The sequence below is a fragment of the Nitratireductor aquimarinus genome, from assembly GCF_017255295.1.
GTDB lineage: Bacteria > Pseudomonadota > Alphaproteobacteria > Rhizobiales > Rhizobiaceae > Nitratireductor > Nitratireductor aquimarinus.
The window spans coordinates 182,058-204,208 of record NZ_JAFKDE010000005.1 but is presented as its reverse complement, the minus strand read 5'-3'; the positions used below and the strand labels follow the sequence as shown (position 1 = coordinate 204,208).

The following is a 22,151-nucleotide window of genomic DNA, read 5'->3' as shown; positions in this document are numbered from 1 at the left end:
CGGCGGACCTTATCGGTCGCCGCGCCGGTCTCCGGCAGCCATCACCTGCCAGAACAAAGGTTGCTTCTCCATGCGCATAGACGCCATCTCCACCGGTGATAATCCGCCGGAAGACGTGAACGTCATCATCGAGGTCCCGGTCGGCGGTCAGCCGATCAAATACGAGATGGACAAGAATTCGGGAACGCTGGTCGTCGACCGCTTCCTCTACACGCCGATGACCTATCCGGGCAATTACGGCTTCGTGCCGCACACCCTGTCGGATGACGGCGACCCCATCGACGTTCTGGTCTGCAACACGCGCCAGCTCATTCCCGGCTGCGTCATCAATGTGCGCCCGATCGGCGTTCTGGTCATGGAAGACAATTCCGGACAGGACGAGAAGATCATCGCCGTGCCGTCGGCTCACCTGACGCGCCGCTACGAGAACGTGCACAACTACAAGGACCTGCCCGAGATCACCCTCCAGCAGATCCAGCACTTCTTCGAGCACTACAAGGATCTCGAGCCCGGCAAGTGGGTCAAGATCGGCGACTGGCTGGACGCTGGCGAAGCGCGCAGGCTGATCGTCGAGGCCATCGAGCGGGCCAAGACCAGCAAGTAAGCATGGCGCTGGCGGCGTCTGGATCGGCCTGCGTTCATCAGGGCGCACCACGGGCGATCCAGGCCTTCACCTGAACATCGGACCGAAAGCCGATTCCAGTTTTCGGTCCCGTGTTCTAGCCGCCGCCACCCGCGCTCATCGGGGCTGGCACCTCACCCGCGTCAACGACCGGCTGGTCGGCCCCGCAAGCAAAGTCATAGGCCTGCCGATCAGCAATGCGGCGGGCTTTTTCATTGGCGTTTTCGTTGCCTGTCGCAACCACATAGCCAACGACGCAGCCCTGCCGTTCCAGAAGCTGCCCGACCTTCTCCACCACAAGCACTTCGATCTTGTCGCCGAAATCGTCATCCACGAACCAGCGATGGATCGTCGCGACGGGCCATTCGCGGTCGCCATCCTTCATGATGCGCCATTCGATGGTGGGGCCGGTGGAATTGAACGCGGAGAAGCTTTCCCACTCAGGCGCCAGATCGCCGGCCGGCGGGAAGCCGTAGAACAGCGATTCCCGTGCATCGCTGTAGTAGACAAGAACGGGATAGCCCTTCCAGCCCGAGCATACGAGATTGACCCAGTCGCCCGGTTCGTCGCCGCCCGGCGCGGCAAAGGGCGCGCAGTTCTCTTCGGTGTTCAGCTCTGTATATGCGCTTTCAATGTCGACCGCTCGCGCCGTGCCGGCCATCGCCGCCATCGCAAGTCCCGCTATCGCAAGTCTGGTCAGTGCCATTCTCATGGGCAGGCTCCTCTTCATCACCCTCATCCCCCTTGGGGGCGGAGCATAGCCTGTTTCGACAGGGGAACCTTATTTTTCTGCAGCGAAGCCTGAGAGCCGGTCGAGCACATCCTTGTCGGTGTTCGCCACTGTCACGGTCTTGAGGCGCGAGGTGCTTCCGCCGGTCACCGAAACGCTGCCTGCGGGCACGCGAAGCTGCTTGGCGAGCAGTTTTTCAAGCGCGGCATTGGCCTTGCCGTTTTCCGGCACGGCGCGCACCCGCGCTTTCAGATGGCAGCGACCATCCGCCGTTTCCGCCGGGCCTTCAATGGCGTCGCGCGACGATTTCGGCGTCAGGCGCACAAACAGCACCAGCCCGTCATCGGCCTGTCGGCAGAAGGCGGGCAGTTCCGACATGGATCAGAGAAGCGCCGGGGCGACGGTGGTCAGGATGAACTGGCGAATGAAGAACAGCGCCAGAAGCAGGATGATCGGCGAAATGTCGATGCCGCCGAGGTCCGGAAGGACCTTGCGAATGGGGCGCAGCGCCGGCTCCGTCACGCGGTAGAGAAAGTTGCCGATGGACCCGACGAACTGGTTGCGCGGGTTGACCACATTGAAGGCATACAGCCAGGAAAAGATGGCGGAGGCGATGATCAGCCACCAATAGATGTCGAGCGCCATGATGATGGTCTGGATAAGCGCGAGCATGCCGGTCTCCTGGGCCGTGTTAAGCGCGGCACGCACAGGCGGTTCCTGCATTGCATGCCGGCAATTTTGCGACATGTAGCCATTGGCGGTGGATGCGGCAAGTCTGGAGGGAATTTTTGCACGGCGCAGGGTGCAGTTTCCATGCGCTCTCTTCTTGCGCGCGCACTTCTTGACAGGCCCGCTTCCGCATACCTAAATGCGTGCAATCGGTGGAACGGGGCTGTAGCTCAGATGGGAGAGCGCGTCGTTCGCAATGACGAGGTCAGGGGTTCGATTCCCCTCAGCTCCACCATGCCTCCTTCGGAATGATCGACGGCTTTTTGATGCGGCAAACGGCTCTTTGCCATTGCGGCTTCTTTCCTGCGGCTTGCCTGTCGTCGGGGCTGGCCCTACGCTTCGGCCAGAGCGAAAGGGTGCCCGATGCAGCATGTCCGTTCCCGCTGGCTGATCTTGCATATTGCCATGCTCGTCATGCTTCTGCCCGGCCTTTCTTCCGTTCGCGCGGAGCAGGGCGACCAGAAGAAGGATGAAACGGAGAAGGCGACGCTCATCGCCTCCATCTGCCGGATCGTGGAGGCTGAGGCGCGGGACAACCGCATGGAGCCCGCTTTCCTTGCCCGACTCCTCTGGAAGGAAAGTCGCTTCAATCCCAATGCCGTCAGTCCCAAGGGGGCGGAGGGCGTGGCGCAGTTCATGCCGGGCACAGCGGCGATGCGCGGCCTCGACGATGCATTTGATATTGAAAAGGCGATACCGGCCTCGGCTGCCTATCTGGCGGAGCTGAAAGAGAAGTACGGCAATCTCGGTTTGGCCGCCGCCGCTTACAATGCGGGAGAGGGGCGTGTCTCACGCTGGCTCTCGAAGGGCGGTTTCCTGCCGCTCGAAACCGAGAATTACGTCATGGCGATCCTGGGGGAGCCGGTCGATACGTTCTCCGAGCGCACGCGCGCTGCAAAGGTTCAGCCATTGCATCCCGACAAGCCGTTCGATGAGGCCTGTCTTGCCTTGCCTGTCTCCGCCCGCGCCGTCATGGCGATGGCCAGTGTTCACACCCAGCCCTGGGGCGTGCAGGTGGCGGGGCATTTTCGCCGCGATGTGGCGATAAGGCTTTGGCAGATGGTTCTGCGCCGGCATGCAGCGCTTCTGAAGGATTACGAGCCGGTCATAACCCGGGTGCGCTCGCCGCGCGGATGGCGCGGCATCTATGCGGTCCGCATCGGCGCTGACAGCCGGCCGGATGCGGTGCGTGTCTGTCGCCGTTTTCGCAGTGGCGGGCTGCCCTGTGTTGTATTGCGAAACAGGTAATTGCGTTTCGAAGTAGAGTCCCCCCTCATGCAGAGAAGGCCCGGATCGATGTCCGGGCCTTTCTTGCAATGTTCATTTGAACATTAGCTGTTGTCTACGATCGTACGATTTACGAGGACCGGGCGGCCGTCGTCACCGACAACATAGATCTCGCGATATTCATTGCCGTTCGCGTTGAACTGGTGCTGAAGAACAGAACCGACCGGCGTTTTGCTCAGCGTCGACTGAGAAGGACCGTCATAGGTGATGCTTCCCTTGATCGGCTCAATGGCAAATGCCGGAGCTGCAATAAAGGTGGAAATAACGAGAGCGGAGAGAGCAGTTTTCATTTTCATTACTCCAGTTAGCTATCAACAAGCGTTTCACATTTCCGTCAGGGAAGTGTGTTATTACTTCGAAGCCGAGGCGTCTTCCCTGGCTGGCTCTTCATTTAGGGAGCCCATTTGCGTTCGTTCAGATCGGAAAACTGAAACAGAGCGTTCACAAAAGCTGGAATGTTACGATTTTCTCTTTCCCTAGCGTCATGTCTGCTGTGCGGGCTTTTGCTGCTGACGGTTCTGGGGAGAGCAGGGCGTTGTTGTCGCGTCAATGGACATTCGTATTGACACCTAAACATATGTTCAATAAGCCTCAATCTGAGGAAACGCCATCTGGGAGAGTGGTCAGAAATGTCTGCCAACGTTGCGCTTACCGGCCTTGCCCGGGATCTCGAGGATCGGGCCAAATCCGGCAAGCCGATCCGCATCGGCCTTGTGGGGTCGGGCGAAATGGGTACCGATATCGTCACCCGCGTCGCACATATGCCCGGCATTGAAATCGGCGCCATTTCGGAGCTGAACCTGCCTGCGGCAAGCCGTGCCGTGGATATCGCCTATCAGGAAGAAGGGCACGCCAAGGAAGCGGACACGCAATCCGCAATGACCGCGGCGATGGAAGCCGGCAAAGTTGCCGTCACCAACAATGCCGATCTGCTTCTCGAGAACGATCTCATCGACGTCGTGATCGACGCGACCGGTGTTCCCGCTGTCGGTGCTGAAATCGGCCTCCGGGCCATGGAGCACGGCAAGCACCTCGTCATGATGAATGTCGAGGCTGATGTCACCATCGGCGCTTATCTGAAGAGCGAAGCCGACCGCCTGGGCGTTACCTATTCGCTGGGCGCTGGCGACGAGCCGTCCTCCTGCATGGAGCTGATCGAGTTCGTTTCGGCCATGGGGCATCCCATCGTCGCCGCCGGCAAGGGCAAGAACAACCCGCTCAACATCGATGCGATCCCGGACGACTACGCCGAGGAAGCAGCGCGCCGAAACATGAATGTGCGCATGCTGGTCGAGTTCGTCGATGGTTCCAAGACCATGGTCGAGATGGCGGCCATCGCCAACGCCACCGGTCTCGTGCCGGACAAGCCGGGCATGCATGGCCCCAAGGCGACGCTGGACGAGCTGTCCTCCGTACTGGTGCCGGAAAAGGATGGCGGTGTGCTGTCGCGCGTTGGCGTGGTGGATTACTCCATCGGCAAGGGCGTGGCGCCCGGCGTCTTCGTTGTCGCCGACATGTCGCATCCGCGCATTTCGGAGCGCATGGAAGACCTGAAGATGGGCAAGGGCCCTTACTTCACCTTCCACCGTCCCTATCACCTCACCTCGCTTGAAGTGCCGCTCACCTGCGCCCGCGTCGTTCTCTACGGCAAGCCGGACATGGTGCCGCTGGACAAGCCGGTTGCGGAAGTCTGCGCCGTCGCCAAGAAGGACATGCAGCCGGGCGAGACGCTCGATGCGATTGGTGAATATTGCTACCGCGCATGGATCATGACGGTGCCCGAGGCCCGCGCCTCCAGGGCCATCCCCTGCGGTCTGCTTCAGGGCGGCACGGTCACCAAGCCCATCAAGAAGGGTGAACTGATCACGTCCGACAACGCTGCCCCGCCGGCCGGTTCCAAGATCGCCGAGCTGCGCGCGCGTCAGGACAAGCTCGTTTACGGCTAGATCGCCATGCGCCCGTCCGGGCGCACACGGACGATCTGATTTATTGATGGAACATCGGACCGGAAGCCGGTTCCCGCTTTTCGGTCCGATGCTCTAGACAGGAGCGTAAAAATGTCGGCCACGGCCAAAAAGAGCGCCTCGAAAACCGATGGCGCCAACCAGCCTTTCATCTACAGGCAGTTCGATCAGGAAAAGCTGCGCGATGCGCTGCGCAAGATGTATCTGATCCGCCAGTTCGAGGAAGGCGCAGAAGAAAGCTACATGCGTGGCCTGATCCACGGCACGATGCATCTGTCCATCGGACAGGAAGCAAGCGCTGTCGGCATCTGCCTCGGCCTTTCTGATGAAGACCAGATCACCTCCACCCACCGTGGCCACGGCCACTGCATCGCCAAGGGTGCGGACGTCTCGCGCATGTTCGCCGAGTTCTTCGGCAAGACCACCGGCTATTGCCGTGGCCGTGGCGGCTCCATGCACATCGCCGATGTGTCGACGGGCAACCTCGGCGCAAACGGCATTGTCGGCGGCGGTCTCCCGATTGCCGTTGGCGCTGCCCTGACCGCCAAGAAGATGAAGACCGGCAATGTCGTTGTCTGCTTCTTCGGCGACGGCGCAAACAATGAGGGCGCGTTCCACGAGGCGCTCAACATGGCCGCCATCTGGAAGCTCCCGGTCGTCTTCGTCTGCGAGAACAATGGCTACGGCATGTCCACCTCCGTTGCCCGCGCGACGGCGGTGCCTAACATTGCCGACCGCGCCGCCGCCTATGCGATGCCGGGCGTGATCGTGAATGGCAATGTCGTGTCGGATGTGGCCGAGGCCATGCACGAGGCGACCGAGCGCGCACGCAATGGCGAGGGACCGACGCTCATCGAGTGCAAGACCTATCGCTATCGCGGCCACTCCAAGAGCGACCGCAATCGCTACCGCACCAAGGAAGAGATCGAGGAGTGGATGACCGAGCGTGATCCCATTGAGGCGTTCGAGGCAGAACTCGTCGAGTTCGGCGTCATCGACGCCGCCGGGATCGAAGCGATCCGCGAAGGGGTCCGCAAGGAAATCGAAGCAGGCATCGAGTTCGCCAAGGAAAGCCCGATGCCCGAAGTCGCCAATCTTGAGAAATACGTCTACACGGAGCAGGCCTGATGGACGCGCAAGTCGAGACAGCCACGCGTGAACTGAGCTACGCGCAGGCCATCCAGGAAGCCATGGCCATTGCCATGGAGCGCGATGAGCGCGTGTTCCTCATGGGCGAGGACATCGGCGTCTATGGTGGCGCATTCCAGGTCACCGGCGATCTGGTGGAACGCTTCGGCCCCGAGCGCGTGATGGACACGCCGATCTCGGAGCTGGGCGGCGCTGGCGTCGCAGTCGGTGCAGCCGTGACCGGCATGCGTCCGATCTTCGAGTTCCAGTTCTCCGATTTCGCGACGCTCGCCATGGAGCAGATCGTCAACCAGGCCGCCAAGATGCGCTACATGCTGGGCGGCGCCGTTTCGGTGCCGGTCGTCATGCGTTTCCCGGCCGGTTCCGGCACGGGCGCTGCCGCGCAGCATAGCCAGAGCCTCGAAGCGTGGCTCGGCCATGTGCCCGGCCTGAAGGTCATCCAGCCGTCCACCCCGCACGATGTGAAGGGCATGCTGCTTGCGGCCATCGAGGATCCCGATCCGGTGATGATCTACGAGCACAAGCTCCTCTACAAGATGAAGGGCGAAGTGCCGGAAGGCTATTACACCGTGCCGATTGGCAAGGCTGCCGTTCGTCGCGAGGGCGCTGATCTCACCATCGTCGCCACGTCGATCATGGTGCACAAGTCGCTGGACGCTGCAAAGCAGCTTGCCGAAGAAGGCATCGACGTCGAGGTCATCGACCTGCGCAGCATCCGCCCGATGGATCGCCAGACGATCATCGACAGCGTGTGCAAGACGTCCCGCCTGATGTGCGTCTATGAGGGCGTTAAGACGCTCGGCGTCGGCGCAGAGATTTCGGCGATGATCGCCGAGAGCGAGGCCTTCGATTATCTCGACGCACCGGTCGTCCGTCTGGGCGGCGCGGAAACGCCGATCCCCTACAATCCGGAGCTGGAAAAGGCGACGGTTCCGCAGGTCGACGGCATCGTCAAGGCGGCCCGCGATCTGGTTACGGGAGCGCGCTGACATGGCTGTTGAAGTCATCCTGCCCAAGGTCGACATGGACATGTCGACCGGCCGCATTTCTTCCTGGCTTGTCGAGGAAGGCGCGACCGTGAAGAAGGGCGATCTTCTGTTCGAGATCGAGACCGACAAGGCGGCCATGGAGATCGATTCTCCTGCCGCCGGCATCGTGCGCAACATCACCGGCAAGGAAGGCATCGACATTCCGGTCGGTCAGGTTGTGGCGTGGATCTATGAAGAAGGCGAGGCCGTGGCCGATGCGCCGGCTTCTGCGCCCGCCGAAACCGCAGCCGAAGCGCCTGCAAAGGCGGAAGCGCCGGCCCCTGTCGAGGCCGCCGCACCCGTCGCCGCTGCTCCGGCAGCGACTGCGGAAGCATCCTCCGGCGTCCGCGCTTCTCCGCTCGCCCGCCGTCTGGCGAAGGAAGCGGGTCTCGACCTGTCCGCCATCGCCGGTTCGGGGCCGAAGGGCCGGATCGTCAAGGCCGATGTGGAAGCCGCCGGCAAGGATGGCGGTGCGAAGGCAGCCGTAGCAGCCGCGCCGGCTGAAGCAGCTTCCGCCGCTGCGTCCGCGCCGCAGGCCATGTCCGACGATCAGGTGCTGAAACTGTTCGAGGAAGGCTCCTACGAGCTCATCCCGCACGACAGCATGCGCAAGACCATCGCCCGTCGTCTGGTCGAGGCCAAGTCCACCATCCCGCATTTCTACCTGACGCTCGATTGCGAGATCGACGCGCTTCTGGCGCTGCGCAAGCAGCTCAATGATGCCGCGCCGAAGGTGAAGGCCGGGGATGGCGAGAAGCCGGCTTACAAGCTGTCGGTCAACGACATGGTCATCAAGGCCCACGCGAAGGCGCTGGCCATGGTGCCGGACGCAAATGTGTCGTGGACCGAGAACGCCATGGTGAAGCACAAAAACGCCGATGTGGGCGTTGCCGTGTCGATCCCCGGCGGTCTGATCACGCCGATCGTGCGCCGCGCCGACGAGAAGACGCTGTCGGCCATCTCCAACGAGATGAAGGATCTGGCCGCGCGGGCGCGTTCGCGCAAGCTGAAGACGGAAGAGTTCCAGGGCGGCAACACGGCCGTGTCCAATCTGGGCATGTTCGGCATCAAGGACTTCGCCGCCGTCATCAACCCGCCGCATGCGACGATCCTTGCGGTCGGCGCAGGTGAACAGCGGGCCGTGGTGAAGGATGGCGAAGTGAAGGTGGCGACCGTGATGTCGGTCACGCTTTCGACCGACCACCGTGCTGTCGATGGCGCGCTTGGCGCAGAACTCCTCGCCGCCTTCAAGCAGGTCATCGAAAACCCGATGGCGATGCTCGTCTGACCGGAATTTCCGGACAGGCTTTCCCGGTCGGCTTGGGGGCTCGCCACCGGGGAAGCCCACCAAAAAGAAAGGCGGACCGCCGTTCTCATGAAACGGCGCACCGCCTGAAGAATACCGAAAACGACTTTGACCGCGTCTGGCGCTGCCTGCCATCATCACAGGCAGCGCCTTTTCTTTTGCCCGGAAGCAGGCAGCTCCGGAAAAGCGGAGTGGCCTTAAGCGCCCGCCACCGCTTCGCCGATGAAGCCGCGTTGCCGGAGTTCCGCTTCGATCTCATCCCAGCTTGCGCAGACCGCGTGTGCGCCCGCGCCGCTGAGCTTCTCGCCATGGCCGTCGAATGTGTGGCTGCCGCCGGTGAAGCCGATGGCGGTCATGCCGGCCGCCACGGCCCCCTGCACGCCGAAGGGCGAGTCCTCGATCACCACGGAGGAGGCCGGAGCGCCGCCGAGCTTCTCCGCAGCGAACAGGAAGATGTCCGGGGCAGGCTTGCCGTTCTTCACCATCGAGGTGCTGAACACGTCGTCGCCGAAGAAATCGGCAATGCCGGAGACCCCGAGGCTGAGCTCAATCCGCTCCATGGAGGATGAGGAAGCGACGCAGCGCGGCGTCTTCAGATTGCTCAGGAAAGGCACGATGCCGCGCGTCGGCTGAAGTTCTTCTTCCAGCAGCGCCTTCGTCTCCAGCCAGATGTCGCCATCCGCATGGGCGGGGAAGGCAAAGCCGGTCAGCTCTTCGATGCGGGTAATGATGTCGGCCTGCTTCATGCCGATGCACTGGCCGACGATCTCGCGCTTCAGCGCCAGACCATGCTTGTTGTAAACGCGCTCATAGGCGATTGCGGCAAGCGGTTCACTGTCGACGAGAACACCGTCGCAATCGAATATGATCAGGGGGGTAGTCATGAAAACTCCGGACTTTCGGGCTGAGGGGGAGGCTGCGTTTCAACGTGGCGAATGAATGCCGCCCTTTAGGGCATTTTTTCGTCAGTTGAAAACACCCGGCGACCTAGCTCGCCGGGTCAGGGAAGATCGAGGGCGCTTCGATGCTCTTGCGCCCGGCTTCGATGGCGTTGCGCATGGCGATCCGCCCTTCCACGAGATCGGGCGCAACCCAGTTGGGCTCCGCACCAAGGAAACGGTCGAGGAAGGCGACGGCCGAGGCCGGCATCTCGCGCGTGTTCTCGCGGTAGGACCACCAGGTCCGCAGATCGTCCGCACAGCGGGCCAGACGCGGCGCTTCGCCGAATTCCTGCTCGAAGATGGCGGCAATCGCGCACACGCAGTAGTTCGTGTAGAGAAAGCCCTCTGGCCAGAATTTGACGATCTCCGCATTCTCTGCGTCGCCCGTCACCGTGCTTTCCGGCGTCACCGTGACCGGCGCATGGCGGATCATCTCCTTCAGCGCGAGGCCGGCGGCATAGATGATGAAATCGCCACGGTCGAGCCGGGCATAGGCCTTCTGCGCATCGACCATCTCCACCCAGTCGAGAAAGACGCGGGTGAGCTTCTCCTCATCCACCTCGAACACGACACCGTAATGCTGCGTCACAGCCTTCGCATTGCCGCGAAAGGTCGTGCGAAACCAGCGCAACTGGCGCAGCCGGTGGCGTAAATCGGGCATGACTGCAAGTTCGTTCTTGAAATCCAGATCCAACGGGTGAACTCCTTAGCCGGAACCATAACATGCGGCATGTCGGTTCCAATCAAATAAGCCGCGATCCACGTATTTGAAGGAATATACAATTTGACATTTCAAAAAACAAATGTTCTTAATTTCAGGATTATTAAGTGTGTTGACGTGCGTACGCTTGGGAAGAGCGTTTCGGGAGGTAATGCCTGATGGCACTATGGCAATGGGGGCTTTTGCTCCTCGCAGTCGTATGGGCGCTACAGTCCTACGGCGTGTGGCTGCAGATGCGTCACTATTCCGACGTCTTTAAAGGCATCACGCAGAAATATGCGGATGGTTTCGTCGGCACGGGCGCATTTCACGGCCGTTTCCTGAAACGCGGTGCAATTGCCATCGTCGTGGTTTCGCCGGATCTCGTCGTGCGCCGGATCCTGACCATGAGTGGCCGCTCCGTCTTCGCAAAATTCAAGCGACATGAGCAGTTCGAGGGCATGACCCTTGATCAGTTGCGGGCCGAACCGGCGCTTTTCGGAGAAAAGCAGCCGGGGCTGACCGCGGCAATTACGCAGGCGGTTGCTCAGATAGACCGTACGCGGGCAGGCGAGGAGCCGCCGCTTCGGGAATCTCTGGCCGCTTCAAAAGCATGACATACGGGACTGCGCGCTCACCGGGGCTCAATTACCGGGGTGAGCAGAATAGAGAGGGAGGACTATGTCTGTCATTTCCATGATGGCCCAGCACGCCGATACGGCGATGCAGGGGCTGCATATGGCCGGCGCGGTGGCGGGTGATGCCGCACTGCACGGCAAACTCGCCGCCAAGGCGGCGACAAACGATCTGGTCGTGCTTGCTCAGGCAGGCACCGACCTTTCGGTCGAAGAGTTCCGGCAGAAGCTGGACTCGGTTGCCCAGGAAGAGCAGCTCGGCTGGCTCACCGCCGCCGGCAAGTACTTCATCGGCATCTTCCAGAAGGGCGGCGAGGTCTTTGCTGGCTTCGTCACCGGCATCATCCCGACGCTGGTCGTGCTGATGACCGCCTTCTACGCCATCACCGAACTGGTGGGCGAGAAGCGCGTTCACGGCCTTGCCCAGAGCGCCGGCCGCATCGCGCTCACGCGCTACACGGTGCTTCCGGTTCTCGCCGTCTTCTTCCTCACGAACCCGATGGCCTACACCTTCGGCTCGTTCCTTGAGGAAAAGCACAAGCCGGCATTCTACGACGCCGCCGTGTCCTATGTGCACCCGCCGCTCGGCCTGTTCCCGCATATCAACCCGGGTGAGTACTTCGTCTGGGGCGGCATTCTCGTCGCTCTGCTCGAGCTTGAGAGCCAGGGCGTCGTTCCCATCGGCTATCACATCACCGTGGCCATCTGGTACGCGCTGGTCGGTCTCCTCGTCATCCTGCTCAAGGGCATGCTGACCGAGCGGATCACGGCCATCCTGGCGCGCCGCCAGGGCGTTGAGCTCTAGGGGAGGCGCAGGACATGGCTAAAACATACAAAGCAGTAAAGATCTCCAGGGGCTCGTCTGGTTGGGGCGGTCCGCTCGTGATCGAACCGACGGACCAGCGCAACAAGATCGTGTCGGTCACCGGCGGCGGCATCCACCCCGTCGCAAAGCGCATCGCAGAGATGACGGGCGGTGAAGCCGTTGACGGTTTCAAGAGCCCGCCCGTTGAAGGCGAGATGGCTGTCGTGGTCGTCGATTGCGGCGGCACCGCCCGCTGCGGCGTCTACCCGCGCAAGCGCATTCCCACCGTCAACCTGACCCCGGTCGGCCAGGCAGGCCCGCTTGCCCAGTTCATCACCGAGGACATCTATGTCTCGGGCGTTTCGCCGGAGAACATCGAGATGGCCGATGGCACGGAAGCAGCCGCAGTCGCTGGCGGCGCGGCCGCGTCTTCAGAGCCGGAGAGTGCTCCGGCTGCGGCGCCGGCCACCGAGGAAGGCGGCCTCGTCGGCCTCATCAGCAGCGTCGGCCGCGTGATGGGCAATGTGGTTGGCGTGTTCTTCAACGCCGGTCGCCGCACCATCGATCAGGTGGTGCGCAACGTGCTGCCCTTCATGGCCTTCGTGACCATGCTGATCGGTCTGATCCTCTACACGGGCATCGGTGACATTCTCGCCGAGCCGATGGGACCGCTGGCCAACAACATTATCGGCCTGCTCATCATCTCGGCCATCTGCGGCCTGCCGTTCCTGTCGCCCATTCTCGGGCCAGGCGCGGTCATCGCGCAGGTGATCGGCGTGGCGATCATCGGACCGCAGATTGCCAATGGCACGATCTCACCCGCCATGGCATTGCCTGCGCTGTTCGCTTACAACACGCAGGTAGGCTGTGACTTCGTTCCGGTGGGCCTGGCCCTCGGCGAAGCGAAACCCAAGACCATTGAGATCGGTGTCCCTGCGGTGCTTCTGAGCCGTCAGGTTATGGGCCCGGTTTCCGTGGCCATTGCCTGGGGCGTCAGCCTGCTGGTTCTTTAAAACAACGGGGTGGCGGTCGTCGTTTGGGCGGCCGCCCTTCCCGAAACGAATGTTTGCATGGAGTTATTTGAATGTCGGTGTTTCTCAAAACGCGTATTACTGCAGTCGGTCCCGAAGTCGCGGATCTGGCGGAAGGCGGTGTCCTGATTCTTTTCGCTGACGGCGCGCCGGAGGAACTTGCCGAGGTTTCCGTTCTGCATGCGGTGCAGGAAGGTCCGTCCGATGCCGCGCCGGCCGCTGGCGCCCGCGTTACCGTGGGCGATGTGACCGCCGAAATCACCGCCATGGGCGAAGCCGCCTGGAACAAGGTGCGTGAGATCGGCCATGTGGTTGTGAACTTCAATGGCGCGAACGCCGTGGAGCGTCCGGGCGAGATCTGCGCCTCCGTCGTCGAGCCGGCAACGCTTGTTGCGGCCCTGAAGACGGATGCAGTCATCACCATCGGCGCATAACGCCGTAACGAACTGAACAACAGATACGAGACCGTTATGGAACGCTCGACCATCGTCAGAGTGCAGGATGGCCTGCATGCCCGTCCCGCCACACGCTTCGTGCGCCTCGCCAAGGGGTTCGAAAGCGATGTGGAAATTATCAAGGGCGAAAAGGCTGTCAGCGCCAAGAGCTCGGTGAAGCTGATGCTGCTTGGTGTGAAGGAAAACGACGAAGTTTCCATTCGCGCCGATGGCGCCGACGCCATTGAGGCCGTCGATGCCCTCATCGCCTATCTTGAAAACCCCATGTCGGGTGTCGAGGAAGGCGTGGGCGAGCCCGCAAAGGCGCCCGCCGCCGAGACGCCTGCGCCCGCAGCGCCTGCCGCACCGGCTGCGCCTCTGGTCGCCGATGGCGGCCTTCATGGTGTTGCCGCCAGCGCCGGACTTGGCCTCGGTCCTGTCTTCGCGCATTTCCCGCAGCAGATCGTTCCCAACAACACGACGCTTTCCGCCGGCGAAATCGAGCCGGAAAAGCAGCGCTTCGCGGAAGCGATCCAGCGTCTTCAGGAAAAACTCGACCGTTCGCTTGCATCCGATGGCATGCAGGAAAGCGATCGCGGCATCGTCGCGGCGCTGCGCGACATCGCCTCCGATGATGCGCTGCGCGACGAAACGCTTGCCGCCATCGATGGCGGTCTCGACGCCGTATCCGCCGTCATCGCCGCATCCTCCCGCCTGGCCGATGATTTCCGCAAGCTGGACGACGCCTATATGGCTGCCCGCGCCGAGGATATGGAGGCCATTGCCCGCCAGATCTGCCTCACGCTTCTCGGTCAGGAAGATGCGCGCCTCGACGACATTCCCGAAGGGGCCATTCTCGTCGCCGAGGACATTGGCGCATGGGATCTGGCGCGTGCGCCGCTCAAGCGTCTTGGCGGCGTGGTCTGTGGTCATGGCGGCGCGACATCGCATGTGGCCATCATCGCCCGCACCCATGGCATTCCCGCAGTGCTCGGCCTCGGCGAGGCCGTCAACGAACTGCGCGACGCGAAGGAAGCCGCCATTGACGGCCACACGGGACAGGTCGTTGTCGAACCCGATGCGGCCACCCGTGCGCGCTTTGAAGAGATGATCGGCGCTGCCGCCCGCGAGCGGGAAGCGCTCAGGGTCTACAAGGATGTGGTGCCGCGCCGCGCCGATGGCACGGTCATTCAGGTGGCGGCCAATCTCGGCTCGCTCGAAGAGGTCGAGGCCGCTCAGGAAGCCGGCGCAATGGGCGTTGGCCTGTTCCGCACCGAGCTTCTTTTCATGCGGCACATGCACCTGCCGTCCGAGGACATGCAGGCGGAGACCTATGCCGAGCTCGCCCGCGCTTTCCCGGACCACCCGGTCATCGTGCGCACGCTCGACATCGGCGGCGACAAGCCGATCTCCGGCGTTGAATTCCCGGAAGAGGAAAACCCCTTCCTCGGCTGGCGCGGCATCCGCATGTGCCTCGACCGCACCGACATCTTCAAGGTTCAGCTCCGGGCGCTGCTGCGCGCTGCCGTTCATGGCAATCTGCGCGTGATGCTGCCCATGGTCTCGACCGTTGAAGAGGTGCGCCGCACCCGCGTGCTGATCGATGAATGCGCAGCCGAGCTGAAGGCCGAGGGCGTTGCTCATGGCGCGTTCCCGCTGGGCGTGATGATCGAGACGCCGGCTGCCGTCTTCGGCGCGGAAGCGCTGGCGAAGGAGGTCGCCTTCTTCTCCATCGGCACCAACGATCTGACGCAGTATGTGATGGCGGCGGACCGCCTGAACCCGTCAGTTGCCAATCTGAACGACGCCGCCCATCCAGCCGTCATGGCTGCGGTCGAGCAGGCCGCCAGGGCAGCGGTCGCGGCGGGCATCGAGATCGGCATGTGTGGCGAGGCCGCCGCGCGCACCGATCTGATCCCCGAGTTCATTCGCATGGGACTGACCGAGCTCAGCATGAGCCCGGCTTCGGTGCAGGCCACCAAGAAACAGCTTTCCGAGCTGTTCGAAAAGGCGGGCTAGCAGCGCTCCGGTCAGGTGCGCTTCCCCTGACCATCGAAGACTTGAAGACCGGCTGTCGCAGATGCGGTTGGCCGGTCTTTTGCCATCTTGGAGCAACTCCAGGAAAAGTGGGAACCGGTTTTCCGTCCGAAATTGCGTAAGAACAATGAATGAGAGCGCTTTCGCGCTTCAACGAAAAGCGGAAGCGCTCTAGGGCAGATGCGTGAGCAGGCTTTCGAAAATTGCCGTCAGGTCGGCAATCGGCTGATCGGCCTCAAGGCTGCGCGCCATCCGCTCCCGGCGTGCGGCAACCGCCAGCGTGGCGATGTCCAGCAGGTCGGATGCGGAAAGGCTTTCGTCGAACAGCGCCAGTCCCGAGGCGAGAAGCCCCGGCGCAAACACGATGATGCAGGTCTCGGCGTTCTGTGCTGCGGCAGGCATTGCCGGGTCGCTCAGCGCATTACGGCAGATTTCCTGAAGCAGATGCGCGAGCAGGCCCGCCAGAAGCGGCCTTATGGCTTCGGGCGTCTTCGCATTCTTCAGCGCCAGCAGCACATGGCCCAGCCGTTGGCGGAGCGTCTCATGCGCTCCGGTGAAGGCCGTCTCGCGCATCGCCGGGGGCTCGCGGTCTTCCAGCGTGGCCGTCAGCGCCTTTGCCGCGCGATACATGTGGCGCCGGAACGCGCGCTCGCCTTCCATCGGGTCGGCGCCGAAATAATCGACCAGCGGTCTTATGACCAGTTCGGGCTGTTGCCCGCCGGGCAGCACTGTGCGGGAGGCGGTTTCGGCCAGTGTCAGCGTGTCGTCGACCATGCTGACGGCCCGCCCCAGAAGCTTCTCGATGTCTGTAAAACCGCGCTTTTCCGAAGCCGCGCCCTGCTTTTCGTGGCGATGCGCACGCAGGAAATCGCGGATATCACGCAGGCGGTCCTTAAGATGAATCGCCATGTCTTCCGAGGCATCACGAAGCATAAAATGCTATCCTCAAGTAATTAGTTTTCTGCCGCCGGCCATTGACCGGATGGCGACATCATTGTTTTGGTCTCTCTGGAAATCAAGCGACATGCTTGTGACCGCCCCGGGGAAATACGCAGGAAGGCCATATGAGCAAGGCGAAGGTACACAATCAGCCCGCCGGTACGACCAGTTCTGGAGAAATTGCAATGACTTCCCGCAAGGGAGGCGTAACCAGCAAAACCGACCGGCTGCGTGTCCGCGCCGCCTGGATGTATTTCGTCGAGCAGAAGACGCAGAACGAGATCGCCGAGATTCTCGGCATCGGGCGTGTCAGCGTCGTGCGCATGCTGGCCGATGCGCGCGCCCGCAATGAGGTGAAAATCACCATTGAGGGCGATCTGGCCGAGATCACCCGGGTCGAACGTGCGCTGGAGCAGCGCTTCGGCCTCGAGCGCGCCGTGGTCGCGCCGCTCTCCGATCCCGAGGCGGATCCCATTCCCGCCGTCAGCGCCGCGACCGGCAGCTATGTGTCCGACGTCATGGCCGCTGGCATGTCGGTGGGCGTCGGCTGGGGGCGCACGCTGTTCGGCTCGCTCCCGTTCATTCGCGCCCGGCCGCTGGCCGACTTCAAAGTGATCTCGCTTCTCGGCGGTGTCGGCGTTGCCCGCCGCTTCAACCCGGCTGAATTCGCCTGGCGCTTTGCGCGCGCCTTCCAGGGCGATGGCTATCTCATTCCCGCACCCGCCGTTGTCGACAGCGTCGAAACCAAGACGGCGCTGATCGAGCGCTGCGGCCTGAATGAAATTCTGGCGCTCGCAGATACGCTCGATGCGGTCATCGTGTCCGTCGGCGGGCTCGCTTCCGCCACCACCTTCTATCGCGGCGGCTATCTTACCGAAGAGGTGCGCTCTGACCTCGAAGCAAAGGGCGCGGTGGGCGACATTCTCTACCACTTCTACGATCTCGACGGTCAACTGGTTGACCACCCGATCAATGACCGGGTCATGTCCGTCGATGTCGATCGCCTGCGCCGCGCGCCCATGCGCATCTTAACCTCCGGCGGTGAAGACAAGATCGACGCGCTGATCGGCGCAATGAAGCTGGTTGAGCCAACGGTCTTCATCACCGATGAAGAGAGTGCGCGCAGCATCCTGGCCATGGCCTGAAGCAATTCCAGGAAAAGTGGGAACCGGTTTTCCGTCCGGAATTGCGTAGAAAACAATGAATTGGAGCGTTTTCGCAATTCCACGATAAGCGGGAACGCTCTCGTCACCGGCTCCTTTAGCCGGCATGTGCGAAATGCGCATCGTCTATGTGATTTCGCCCGGCAGGCGTCTATAAGAAGCTGACGTGTTCCGGGGAACCGGAGCAGAATGGCCACGCACCGGCAAGTGCGGGCCTTGTGACCACAGGGTCGCGTGCAGGGCGCAAAGGGGAGGCATGCTTTCGACGATGGTGGACAGGTTCGCGCGGCGTTTTCTGCCTTCCTTCTCCGTTTTGCGCAGCTTCGCGTCTGCCGCGCGGCACCAGAGTTTCACGCTGGCCGCCGAAGAGCTCAACCTCACGCAGAGCGCCGTCAGCCGCCACATCCGCGACATGGAATCGGCACTCGGCTTCAGCCTGTTCCGGCGTGTGGGCCGGCGCGTCGTGCTCACCCCGGCCGGCAAGAACCTTGCCGATGCGCTGGAAGACGATCTGCACCGCATCACGCAGACCCTGCATCGCGCCATCGCCGCCGGCATGGCGGGCGCAACGCTCAATGTCGCCAGCCTGCCCACCTTCGCCAGCCGCTGGCTGATCCCGCGCCTGCCGGAATTCGAAAAGGCGCATCCGGGCATCGGCATCAATCTCATGGCGCGCATCAATCCGTTCGATCTCGCCCATGAGCGTTTCGACGTGGCGATCCATTTCGGCCGCGACAACTGGCCGGACGCCCGCCTCACCAAGCTGTGCGACGAGGCGATGATCGCCGTCGCATCGCCGGCCTTTGTTGAGAAACACGGCGTCAAGGCTCCCGAGAACCTGCTCGACGCCCCGCTTCTTCATCTCCAGAGCCGCCCAGGCGCGTGGGCTGACTGGATGCGCGAGGCCGGTGTCGGCGATGTGCCGGCGCTTCCGGGAAAGCAGTTCGACCAGTTCACCATGGTCATTGCAGGCGCAACTGCTGGGCTCGGCGCCGGTCTGGTGCCTGCCTATCTGATCGAGGAGGAGCTGCGCTCCGGCGTTCTTGTGCAGATCGGAGATACGTCGCTCGCCACCCAGAACGCCTATTTTCTGGTTCAGCCGCTTGGCGTGGAAAACCCCTCGGCAGACGCTTTCGTGGCGTGGATCGTCGCGCAGGTCTGAACCTGCCGTGACGGGGTCTTGTGCCTTTCCGGCACCGATTGGCGGGGAAAGCATGACCGTCCATCATGAATACAGTCCGAATTTCCATTTCCAATGACCGCCCGGTCTTCCTACATTCCCGCCAGAGGCTCGTCCGGCCGCGCGGCTTTCAGAGCATTTTGCAGTCAGGTGGCATCGCCTGACGCCCGCATGAATACAGAAAGATAATCGAGGGAGCGAAGCACCCATGAACGTCAAGAACGAAACAACCGAACTCCTCAAGCGCCTCGGCGTGGATGAGAAGGCGATTGCCGGTGGCGACCTGACCGTGCGCACGCCGGTCACGGGCGAGGAAATCGCCGCCGTCACGTCCATCTCGGCTGCTGATACCGGAGCAGCCATTGAGCGCGCGCATGCCGCTTTCAAGGCCTGGCGCAACGTGCCGGGTCCGCGCCGTGGCGAACTCGTGCGCCTGCTTGGCGAAGAGCTGCGCGCCTCCAAGGACGATCTCGGTCGCCTCGTCTCCATCGAGGTCGGCAAGATCCGCTCCGAGGGTCTCGGCGAAGTTCAGGAGATGATCGACATCTGCGATTTCGCCGTCGGTCTCTCGCGCCAGCTCTATGGCCTCACCATCGCCACCGAGCGCCCCGGCCACCGCATGATGGAAACCTGGCACCCGCTCGGCGTTGTCGGCGTCATCTCCGCTTTCAACTTCCCCGTCGCCGTCTGGTCGTGGAACTCGGCGTTGGCGCTGGTCTGCGGCGACAGCGTTGTGTGGAAGCCCTCCGAGAAGACGCCGCTGACCGCTCTTGCCTGCGAGGCGATCTTCAAGCGCGCCGTTGCCCGCTTTGGCGATGACGCGCCGGCGGACCTGCTCACAGTCATCATCGGCGACCGCGCCGTTGGCGAGGTCATGGTCGACCATCCGAAAGTGCCGCTGGTCTCCGCCACCGGCTCCACCCGCATGGGCCGCGAAGTCGGCCCGCGTCTGGCGAAGCGTTTTGCCCGCGCGGTTCTGGAACTCGGCGGCAACAATGCCGGCATCGTCTGCCCCTCGGCCGATCTCGACATGGCGCTGCGCGCCATCGCCTTCGGCGCCATGGGCACCGCCGGTCAGCGCTGCACCACGCTGCGCCGCCTGTTCGTGCACGAATCCGTTTATGACGCGCTGCTGCCGCGCCTGCGCAAGGCCTACGAATCGGTCTCCGTCGGCAGCCCGCTCACCACGGATGCGCTGGTCGGCCCGCTGGTCGACAAGGGCGCTTTCGACAACATGCAGAACGCGATTGAAGAAGCGAAGAAGCTTGGCGGCAAGGTTGTCGGCGGCCAGCGCTTCGACAGCGGCGATGCAGACGCCTATTACGCGCACCCGGCTCTCGTCGAGATGCCGGAACAGGCCGGCGTCGTTCTGGAAGAAACCTTCGCCCCCATCCTCTACGTGATGAAGTACAGCGACTTCGATGACGCGCTCGAGCTTCACAACGCGGTTGGTGCGGGCCTGTCGTCCTGCGTGTTCACCACCGATATGCGCGAGGCCGAGGAATTCCTCAGCGCACGCGGTTCCGACTGCGGCATCGCCAACGTCAATATCGGCACTTCCGGTGCTGAGATCGGCGGCGCGTTCGGTGGCGAGAAGGAAACCGGTGGTGGTCGTGAATCCGGCTCCGATGCGTGGAAGGCCTATATGCGCCGCGCCACCAACACGGTGAACTATTCCAAGGAGCTGCCGCTCGCGCAGGGTGTCTCCTTCGACATCGAATAGGGCATCTGCCGCAGATAACTGCAGGCAAAAAGAAAGGGCGGCCCGGAGCCGCCCTTTTTCATGTCCGGCCTGTGGCCGAAATCATTCCATGCCGAGCGCGGCCTTGTAGAGGTCGATCATCGCCTCTTCTTCCTGGCGCTCCGCCTGATCCTTCTTGCGCAGGCGCACTATGCTGCGCACGGCCTTGGTGTCGAAACCATTGGCCTTCATCTCGGCGTAGACTTCCTTGATGTCTTCCGAAACCGTCTTCTTGTCTTCTTCGAGGCGCTCGACACGCTCTATAAAGGCGCGAAGCTGGCCAGCGGCAACGGTATCTGCGGTTTCGGTGGTGATGTCGTCGGACATGCGAAACTCCGGTCGATTGTTCTAAAGCCCGCGACTCGGGGCGTTGAGGCGTGGCAGGTTCGATGCCCCAGCTACGCCCGGTGGTCAAGGCATTTGCGTTGCGGCCCGCGCCGCTCCTGCCATGGTGTTGCGCCGCTCAGTGGTCCTTCGGGCGGTTCTCTTCAAAGGCGGCTTTTTGCTCTGCGGTCGCCTCGGTCTGATATTTCGAACGCCACTCCTCATAGGGCATGCCGTAGACGATCTCGCGCGATTCTTCCTTCGAGAGCACAATGCCCTCCGCCTCGGCGGCGTCCCGATACCAGTTGGACAGGCAATTGCGGCAGAAACCGGCCAGGTTCATCATGTCGATGTTCTGCACGTCGGTGCGGGTGCGCAGATGGTCGAGCAGGCGACGGAATGCGGCTGCCTCCAGGTCGCGCTTTTTCTCCTCGCTCAGCGTGGTCATGGCGTTCTCCTTCACGAATGGTCCGAGCGCGATCCGAAATGCTTCACCTCGTGCATCTCGGGCCGCGCGTTGATCTCTAGAAGCAATGGGGCGAGCCGTTCCGCCCAGGCGTTTGCGCCTGCCTCATCGCCGATCAGGTCCTGCCGGATCTCGATCAGCGCATGGGCAAAGCCCCGCTCCGTGGCGTGACGGTGCATCGTGTCGCCGGGATATGCGCCGTCATAGGGCTCATTGTCGCCCACGGTCAGGTCGCCGCCGGCTTTCAGCGCCTCCATCAGCGGGATCGTGGCGCGGTCGTCGCGGTCCCACAGAAGCCCCACCTCCCACGGTCGCCGACGCCCCTTCATGAAGGGCGTGAACGAATGCATGGAAATGATCAGCGGGGCCGCCTGAAACGCCTCTGCCGCCTGTTCCACGGTCTTTGCCACCGCATCGTGATAGGGCAGGTAATAGCGTTCGAGCCTGTCGCGCCGTTCTTCCGGGCTCAGCGGATAATTGCCGGGAATGATCGTGCCGTCATAGAGTTGGCGAATCAGTGTCGGGTCGTTGATGCCCCGGTTCGGGTCGATCAGCAGTCTGGAAAAGCCACACAGAACGGCGGGCGCACCGGTGATCCGGGCCAGCGCGCGGGTTACCGCCTCAACGCCGATGTCATAGGCGATGTGGCGTTCGAATTCCGTCTCCGGCAGGCCGAGCGCGTCGTAACGCTCGGGCAAGTCCCGTTTGGCATGATCCGCAACCAGAACGAGCCCCATGCTCTCTCCCGGGGCCGAATCGCCACGAATGATCTCGAAAGGAGATGTATAAGTGCTGGCAGTCATGGATTCGTTCCCGAAGACATGCGGAGAGGTCATAAATGTGCGCTTATCGCAGTCTAGACTTCTCCTTTCATGATGTGCTGCGTTCTGCAATGGCTGTGACGGAAAACACGCGCGGCAGACATTGCCGCGTTGACAGG

The 22,151-nt window shown here is 62.5% G+C and carries 24 protein-coding genes and 1 tRNA gene; 15 read left to right on the top strand and 10 right to left on the bottom strand.

Features of this window, described 5'->3' with window-relative positions:
- The first annotated feature begins 70 nt into the window (after nucleotides 1-70).
- On the top strand, nucleotides 71-604 hold the full coding sequence (gene ppa / locus JYP46_RS10205) for an inorganic diphosphatase (protein WP_113153523.1): 534 nt from the start codon (nucleotides 71-73) through the stop codon (nucleotides 602-604).
- 115 nt (nucleotides 605-719) lie between these two features.
- On the opposite strand, the gene JYP46_RS10200 is transcribed toward ppa, so the two are convergent.
- The 3 genes from JYP46_RS10200 to JYP46_RS10190 all read right to left on the bottom strand — a co-directional run bounded on the left by JYP46_RS10200 (nucleotide 720) and on the right by JYP46_RS10190 (nucleotide 2,024).
- Nucleotides 720-1,334 (bottom strand): hypothetical protein, encoded by a 615-nt coding sequence (locus JYP46_RS10200; RefSeq protein ID WP_206545646.1) that lies wholly within the window; start codon nucleotides 1,332-1,334, stop codon nucleotides 720-722.
- Nucleotides 1,335-1,403: 69 nt separating this feature from the next.
- Entirely contained in the window at nucleotides 1,404-1,730 is a 327-nt protein-coding gene (locus tag JYP46_RS10195; protein WP_113153521.1) for a DUF167 family protein, read from the bottom strand.
- A 3-nt stretch (nucleotides 1,731-1,733) separates the two neighbouring features.
- Nucleotides 1,734-2,024: a YggT family protein gene (locus JYP46_RS10190; protein ID WP_113156082.1), complete on the bottom strand. Its 291-nt coding sequence runs from the start codon at nucleotides 2,022-2,024 to the stop codon at nucleotides 1,734-1,736.
- 216 nt (nucleotides 2,025-2,240) lie between these two features.
- Between JYP46_RS10190 and JYP46_RS10185 the strand changes: the two genes are divergently transcribed.
- Nucleotides 2,241-2,316, top strand: a tRNA-Ala gene (locus JYP46_RS10185).
- Nucleotides 2,317-2,495: 179 nt separating this feature from the next.
- Nucleotides 2,496-3,329, top strand: a complete 834-nt coding sequence (locus JYP46_RS10180; protein ID WP_206545757.1) for a lytic transglycosylase domain-containing protein — start codon at nucleotides 2,496-2,498, stop codon at nucleotides 3,327-3,329.
- A gap of 83 nt (nucleotides 3,330-3,412) precedes the next feature.
- Here the strand turns inward: JYP46_RS10180 and JYP46_RS10175 are convergent, their stop codons facing one another.
- Nucleotides 3,413-3,658 (bottom strand): hypothetical protein, encoded by a 246-nt coding sequence (locus JYP46_RS10175; RefSeq protein ID WP_113153520.1) that lies wholly within the window; start codon nucleotides 3,656-3,658, stop codon nucleotides 3,413-3,415.
- Between the two features lie 339 nt (nucleotides 3,659-3,997).
- Between JYP46_RS10175 and JYP46_RS10170 the strand changes: the two genes are divergently transcribed.
- From JYP46_RS10170 to JYP46_RS10155, 4 genes are all read left to right on the top strand, one after another.
- A complete protein-coding gene (locus JYP46_RS10170; protein WP_113153519.1) occupies nucleotides 3,998-5,314 on the top strand; it encodes an NAD(P)H-dependent oxidoreductase in 1,317 nt (438 codons plus the stop codon).
- 111 nt (nucleotides 5,315-5,425) lie between these two features.
- Entirely contained in the window at nucleotides 5,426-6,460 is a 1,035-nt protein-coding gene (locus JYP46_RS10165) for a thiamine pyrophosphate-dependent dehydrogenase E1 component subunit alpha (protein WP_113153518.1), read from the top strand.
- Nucleotides 6,460-7,470: an alpha-ketoacid dehydrogenase subunit beta gene (locus JYP46_RS10160; protein WP_113153517.1), complete on the top strand. Its 1,011-nt coding sequence runs from the start codon at nucleotides 6,460-6,462 to the stop codon at nucleotides 7,468-7,470. Before JYP46_RS10165 ends, JYP46_RS10160 begins: the two co-directional genes overlap by 1 nt.
- 1 nt (nucleotide 7,471) lies before the next feature.
- Entirely contained in the window at nucleotides 7,472-8,797 is a 1,326-nt protein-coding gene (locus JYP46_RS10155; protein WP_206548032.1) for a pyruvate dehydrogenase complex dihydrolipoamide acetyltransferase, read from the top strand.
- A gap of 215 nt (nucleotides 8,798-9,012) precedes the next feature.
- Here the strand turns inward: JYP46_RS10155 and JYP46_RS10150 are convergent, their stop codons facing one another.
- Nucleotides 9,013-9,699 carry an HAD family hydrolase gene (locus tag JYP46_RS10150; protein WP_113153515.1) on the bottom strand — a complete coding sequence of 229 codons (687 nt, stop codon included), beginning with the start codon at nucleotides 9,697-9,699 and terminating at the stop codon, nucleotides 9,013-9,015.
- 103 nt (nucleotides 9,700-9,802) lie between these two features.
- The gene (locus tag JYP46_RS10145) at nucleotides 9,803-10,450 is read right to left on the bottom strand and encodes a hypothetical protein (RefSeq protein ID WP_206545650.1); all 648 of its coding nucleotides are present in this window, start codon (nucleotides 10,448-10,450) and stop codon (nucleotides 9,803-9,805) included.
- Between the two features lie 185 nt (nucleotides 10,451-10,635).
- Here JYP46_RS10145 and JYP46_RS10140 point away from each other — a divergent pair, with 185 nt between their 5' ends.
- The 5 genes from JYP46_RS10140 to ptsP all read left to right on the top strand — a co-directional run bounded on the left by JYP46_RS10140 (nucleotide 10,636) and on the right by ptsP (nucleotide 15,380).
- The gene (locus JYP46_RS10140; protein ID WP_206548031.1) at nucleotides 10,636-11,073 is read left to right on the top strand and encodes a transcriptional regulator GutM; all 438 of its coding nucleotides are present in this window, start codon (nucleotides 10,636-10,638) and stop codon (nucleotides 11,071-11,073) included.
- Between the two features lie 64 nt (nucleotides 11,074-11,137).
- On the top strand, nucleotides 11,138-11,896 hold the full coding sequence (gene srlA / locus JYP46_RS10135; protein ID WP_113153512.1) for a PTS glucitol/sorbitol transporter subunit IIC: 759 nt from the start codon (nucleotides 11,138-11,140) through the stop codon (nucleotides 11,894-11,896).
- 14 nt (nucleotides 11,897-11,910) lie between these two features.
- Entirely contained in the window at nucleotides 11,911-12,909 is a 999-nt protein-coding gene (srlE, locus tag JYP46_RS10130; RefSeq protein ID WP_206548030.1) for a PTS glucitol/sorbitol transporter subunit IIB, read from the top strand.
- Between the two features lie 71 nt (nucleotides 12,910-12,980).
- Nucleotides 12,981-13,361 carry a PTS glucitol/sorbitol transporter subunit IIA gene (locus JYP46_RS10125; RefSeq protein WP_206545652.1) on the top strand — a complete coding sequence of 127 codons (381 nt, stop codon included), beginning with the start codon at nucleotides 12,981-12,983 and terminating at the stop codon, nucleotides 13,359-13,361.
- A gap of 36 nt (nucleotides 13,362-13,397) precedes the next feature.
- On the top strand, nucleotides 13,398-15,380 hold the full coding sequence (gene ptsP / locus JYP46_RS10120) for a phosphoenolpyruvate--protein phosphotransferase (RefSeq protein WP_206548029.1): 1,983 nt from the start codon (nucleotides 13,398-13,400) through the stop codon (nucleotides 15,378-15,380).
- Nucleotides 15,381-15,569: 189 nt separating this feature from the next.
- Here ptsP and JYP46_RS10115 read toward each other — a convergent pair whose 3' ends face one another.
- Nucleotides 15,570-16,307: a hypothetical protein gene (locus JYP46_RS10115; protein ID WP_206548028.1), complete on the bottom strand. Its 738-nt coding sequence runs from the start codon at nucleotides 16,305-16,307 to the stop codon at nucleotides 15,570-15,572.
- Between the two features lie 215 nt (nucleotides 16,308-16,522).
- Here JYP46_RS10115 and JYP46_RS10110 point away from each other — a divergent pair, with 215 nt between their 5' ends.
- The 3 genes from JYP46_RS10110 (at nucleotide 16,523) to amaB (ending at nucleotide 20,403) form a co-directional block, all read left to right on the top strand.
- On the top strand, nucleotides 16,523-17,482 hold the full coding sequence (locus JYP46_RS10110; RefSeq protein WP_222474043.1) for a sugar-binding transcriptional regulator: 960 nt from the start codon (nucleotides 16,523-16,525) through the stop codon (nucleotides 17,480-17,482).
- A 274-nt stretch (nucleotides 17,483-17,756) separates the two neighbouring features.
- Nucleotides 17,757-18,662 carry a LysR substrate-binding domain-containing protein gene (locus JYP46_RS10105; RefSeq protein WP_224873547.1) on the top strand — a complete coding sequence of 302 codons (906 nt, stop codon included), beginning with the start codon at nucleotides 17,757-17,759 and terminating at the stop codon, nucleotides 18,660-18,662.
- A gap of 226 nt (nucleotides 18,663-18,888) precedes the next feature.
- Complete coding sequence (amaB, locus tag JYP46_RS10100; RefSeq protein ID WP_206545655.1) at nucleotides 18,889-20,403, top strand: L-piperidine-6-carboxylate dehydrogenase; 1,515 nt, start codon at nucleotides 18,889-18,891, stop codon at nucleotides 20,401-20,403.
- Nucleotides 20,404-20,484: 81 nt separating this feature from the next.
- Here the strand turns inward: amaB and JYP46_RS10095 are convergent, their stop codons facing one another.
- From JYP46_RS10095 to JYP46_RS10085, 3 genes are all read right to left on the bottom strand, one after another.
- Complete coding sequence (locus JYP46_RS10095; protein ID WP_113153506.1) at nucleotides 20,485-20,748, bottom strand: DUF2312 domain-containing protein; 264 nt, start codon at nucleotides 20,746-20,748, stop codon at nucleotides 20,485-20,487.
- A 136-nt stretch (nucleotides 20,749-20,884) separates the two neighbouring features.
- Nucleotides 20,885-21,193 (bottom strand): DUF1244 domain-containing protein, encoded by a 309-nt coding sequence (locus JYP46_RS10090; protein WP_162742213.1) that lies wholly within the window; start codon nucleotides 21,191-21,193, stop codon nucleotides 20,885-20,887.
- Between the two features lie 11 nt (nucleotides 21,194-21,204).
- Nucleotides 21,205-22,014, bottom strand: coding sequence for an N-formylglutamate amidohydrolase (locus JYP46_RS10085; RefSeq protein ID WP_206548026.1), 810 nt, complete (start codon nucleotides 22,012-22,014; stop codon nucleotides 21,205-21,207).
- Nucleotides 22,015-22,151 lie beyond the last annotated feature (137 nt).

Excerpts from the sequence above, each read along its gene's own strand:
- ppa (WP_113153523.1), top strand. The coding sequence starts at position 71 with ATGCGCATAGACGCCATCTCCACCGGTGATAATCCGCCGGAAGACGTG.
- JYP46_RS10200 (WP_206545646.1), bottom strand. The coding sequence starts at position 1,334 with ATGAGAATGGCACTGACCAGACTTGCGATAGCGGGACTTGCGATGGCG.
- JYP46_RS10195 (WP_113153521.1), bottom strand. The coding sequence starts at position 1,730 with ATGTCGGAACTGCCCGCCTTCTGCCGACAGGCCGATGACGGGCTGGTG.
- JYP46_RS10190 (WP_113156082.1), bottom strand. The coding sequence starts at position 2,024 with ATGCTCGCGCTTATCCAGACCATCATCATGGCGCTCGACATCTATTGG.
- JYP46_RS10180 (WP_206545757.1), top strand. The coding sequence starts at position 2,496 with ATGCTTCTGCCCGGCCTTTCTTCCGTTCGCGCGGAGCAGGGCGACCAG.
- JYP46_RS10175 (WP_113153520.1), bottom strand. The coding sequence starts at position 3,658 with ATGAAAACTGCTCTCTCCGCTCTCGTTATTTCCACCTTTATTGCAGCT.
- JYP46_RS10170 (WP_113153519.1), top strand. The coding sequence starts at position 3,998 with ATGTCTGCCAACGTTGCGCTTACCGGCCTTGCCCGGGATCTCGAGGAT.
- JYP46_RS10165 (WP_113153518.1), top strand. The coding sequence starts at position 5,426 with ATGTCGGCCACGGCCAAAAAGAGCGCCTCGAAAACCGATGGCGCCAAC.
- JYP46_RS10160 (WP_113153517.1), top strand. The coding sequence starts at position 6,460 with ATGGACGCGCAAGTCGAGACAGCCACGCGTGAACTGAGCTACGCGCAG.
- JYP46_RS10155 (WP_206548032.1), top strand. The coding sequence starts at position 7,472 with ATGGCTGTTGAAGTCATCCTGCCCAAGGTCGACATGGACATGTCGACC.
- JYP46_RS10150 (WP_113153515.1), bottom strand. The coding sequence starts at position 9,699 with ATGACTACCCCCCTGATCATATTCGATTGCGACGGTGTTCTCGTCGAC.
- JYP46_RS10140 (WP_206548031.1), top strand. The coding sequence starts at position 10,636 with ATGGCACTATGGCAATGGGGGCTTTTGCTCCTCGCAGTCGTATGGGCG.
- srlA (WP_113153512.1), top strand. The coding sequence starts at position 11,138 with ATGTCTGTCATTTCCATGATGGCCCAGCACGCCGATACGGCGATGCAG.
- srlE (WP_206548030.1), top strand. The coding sequence starts at position 11,911 with ATGGCTAAAACATACAAAGCAGTAAAGATCTCCAGGGGCTCGTCTGGT.
- JYP46_RS10125 (WP_206545652.1), top strand. The coding sequence starts at position 12,981 with ATGTCGGTGTTTCTCAAAACGCGTATTACTGCAGTCGGTCCCGAAGTC.
- ptsP (WP_206548029.1), top strand. The coding sequence starts at position 13,398 with ATGGAACGCTCGACCATCGTCAGAGTGCAGGATGGCCTGCATGCCCGT.
- JYP46_RS10115 (WP_206548028.1), bottom strand. The coding sequence starts at position 16,307 with ATGGCGATTCATCTTAAGGACCGCCTGCGTGATATCCGCGATTTCCTG.
- JYP46_RS10110 (WP_222474043.1), top strand. The coding sequence starts at position 16,523 with ATGACTTCCCGCAAGGGAGGCGTAACCAGCAAAACCGACCGGCTGCGT.
- JYP46_RS10105 (WP_224873547.1), top strand. The coding sequence starts at position 17,757 with ATGCTTTCGACGATGGTGGACAGGTTCGCGCGGCGTTTTCTGCCTTCC.
- amaB (WP_206545655.1), top strand. The coding sequence starts at position 18,889 with ATGAACGTCAAGAACGAAACAACCGAACTCCTCAAGCGCCTCGGCGTG.
- JYP46_RS10095 (WP_113153506.1), bottom strand. The coding sequence starts at position 20,748 with ATGTCCGACGACATCACCACCGAAACCGCAGATACCGTTGCCGCTGGC.
- JYP46_RS10090 (WP_162742213.1), bottom strand. The coding sequence starts at position 21,193 with ATGACCACGCTGAGCGAGGAGAAAAAGCGCGACCTGGAGGCAGCCGCA.
- JYP46_RS10085 (WP_206548026.1), bottom strand. The coding sequence starts at position 22,014 with ATGACTGCCAGCACTTATACATCTCCTTTCGAGATCATTCGTGGCGAT.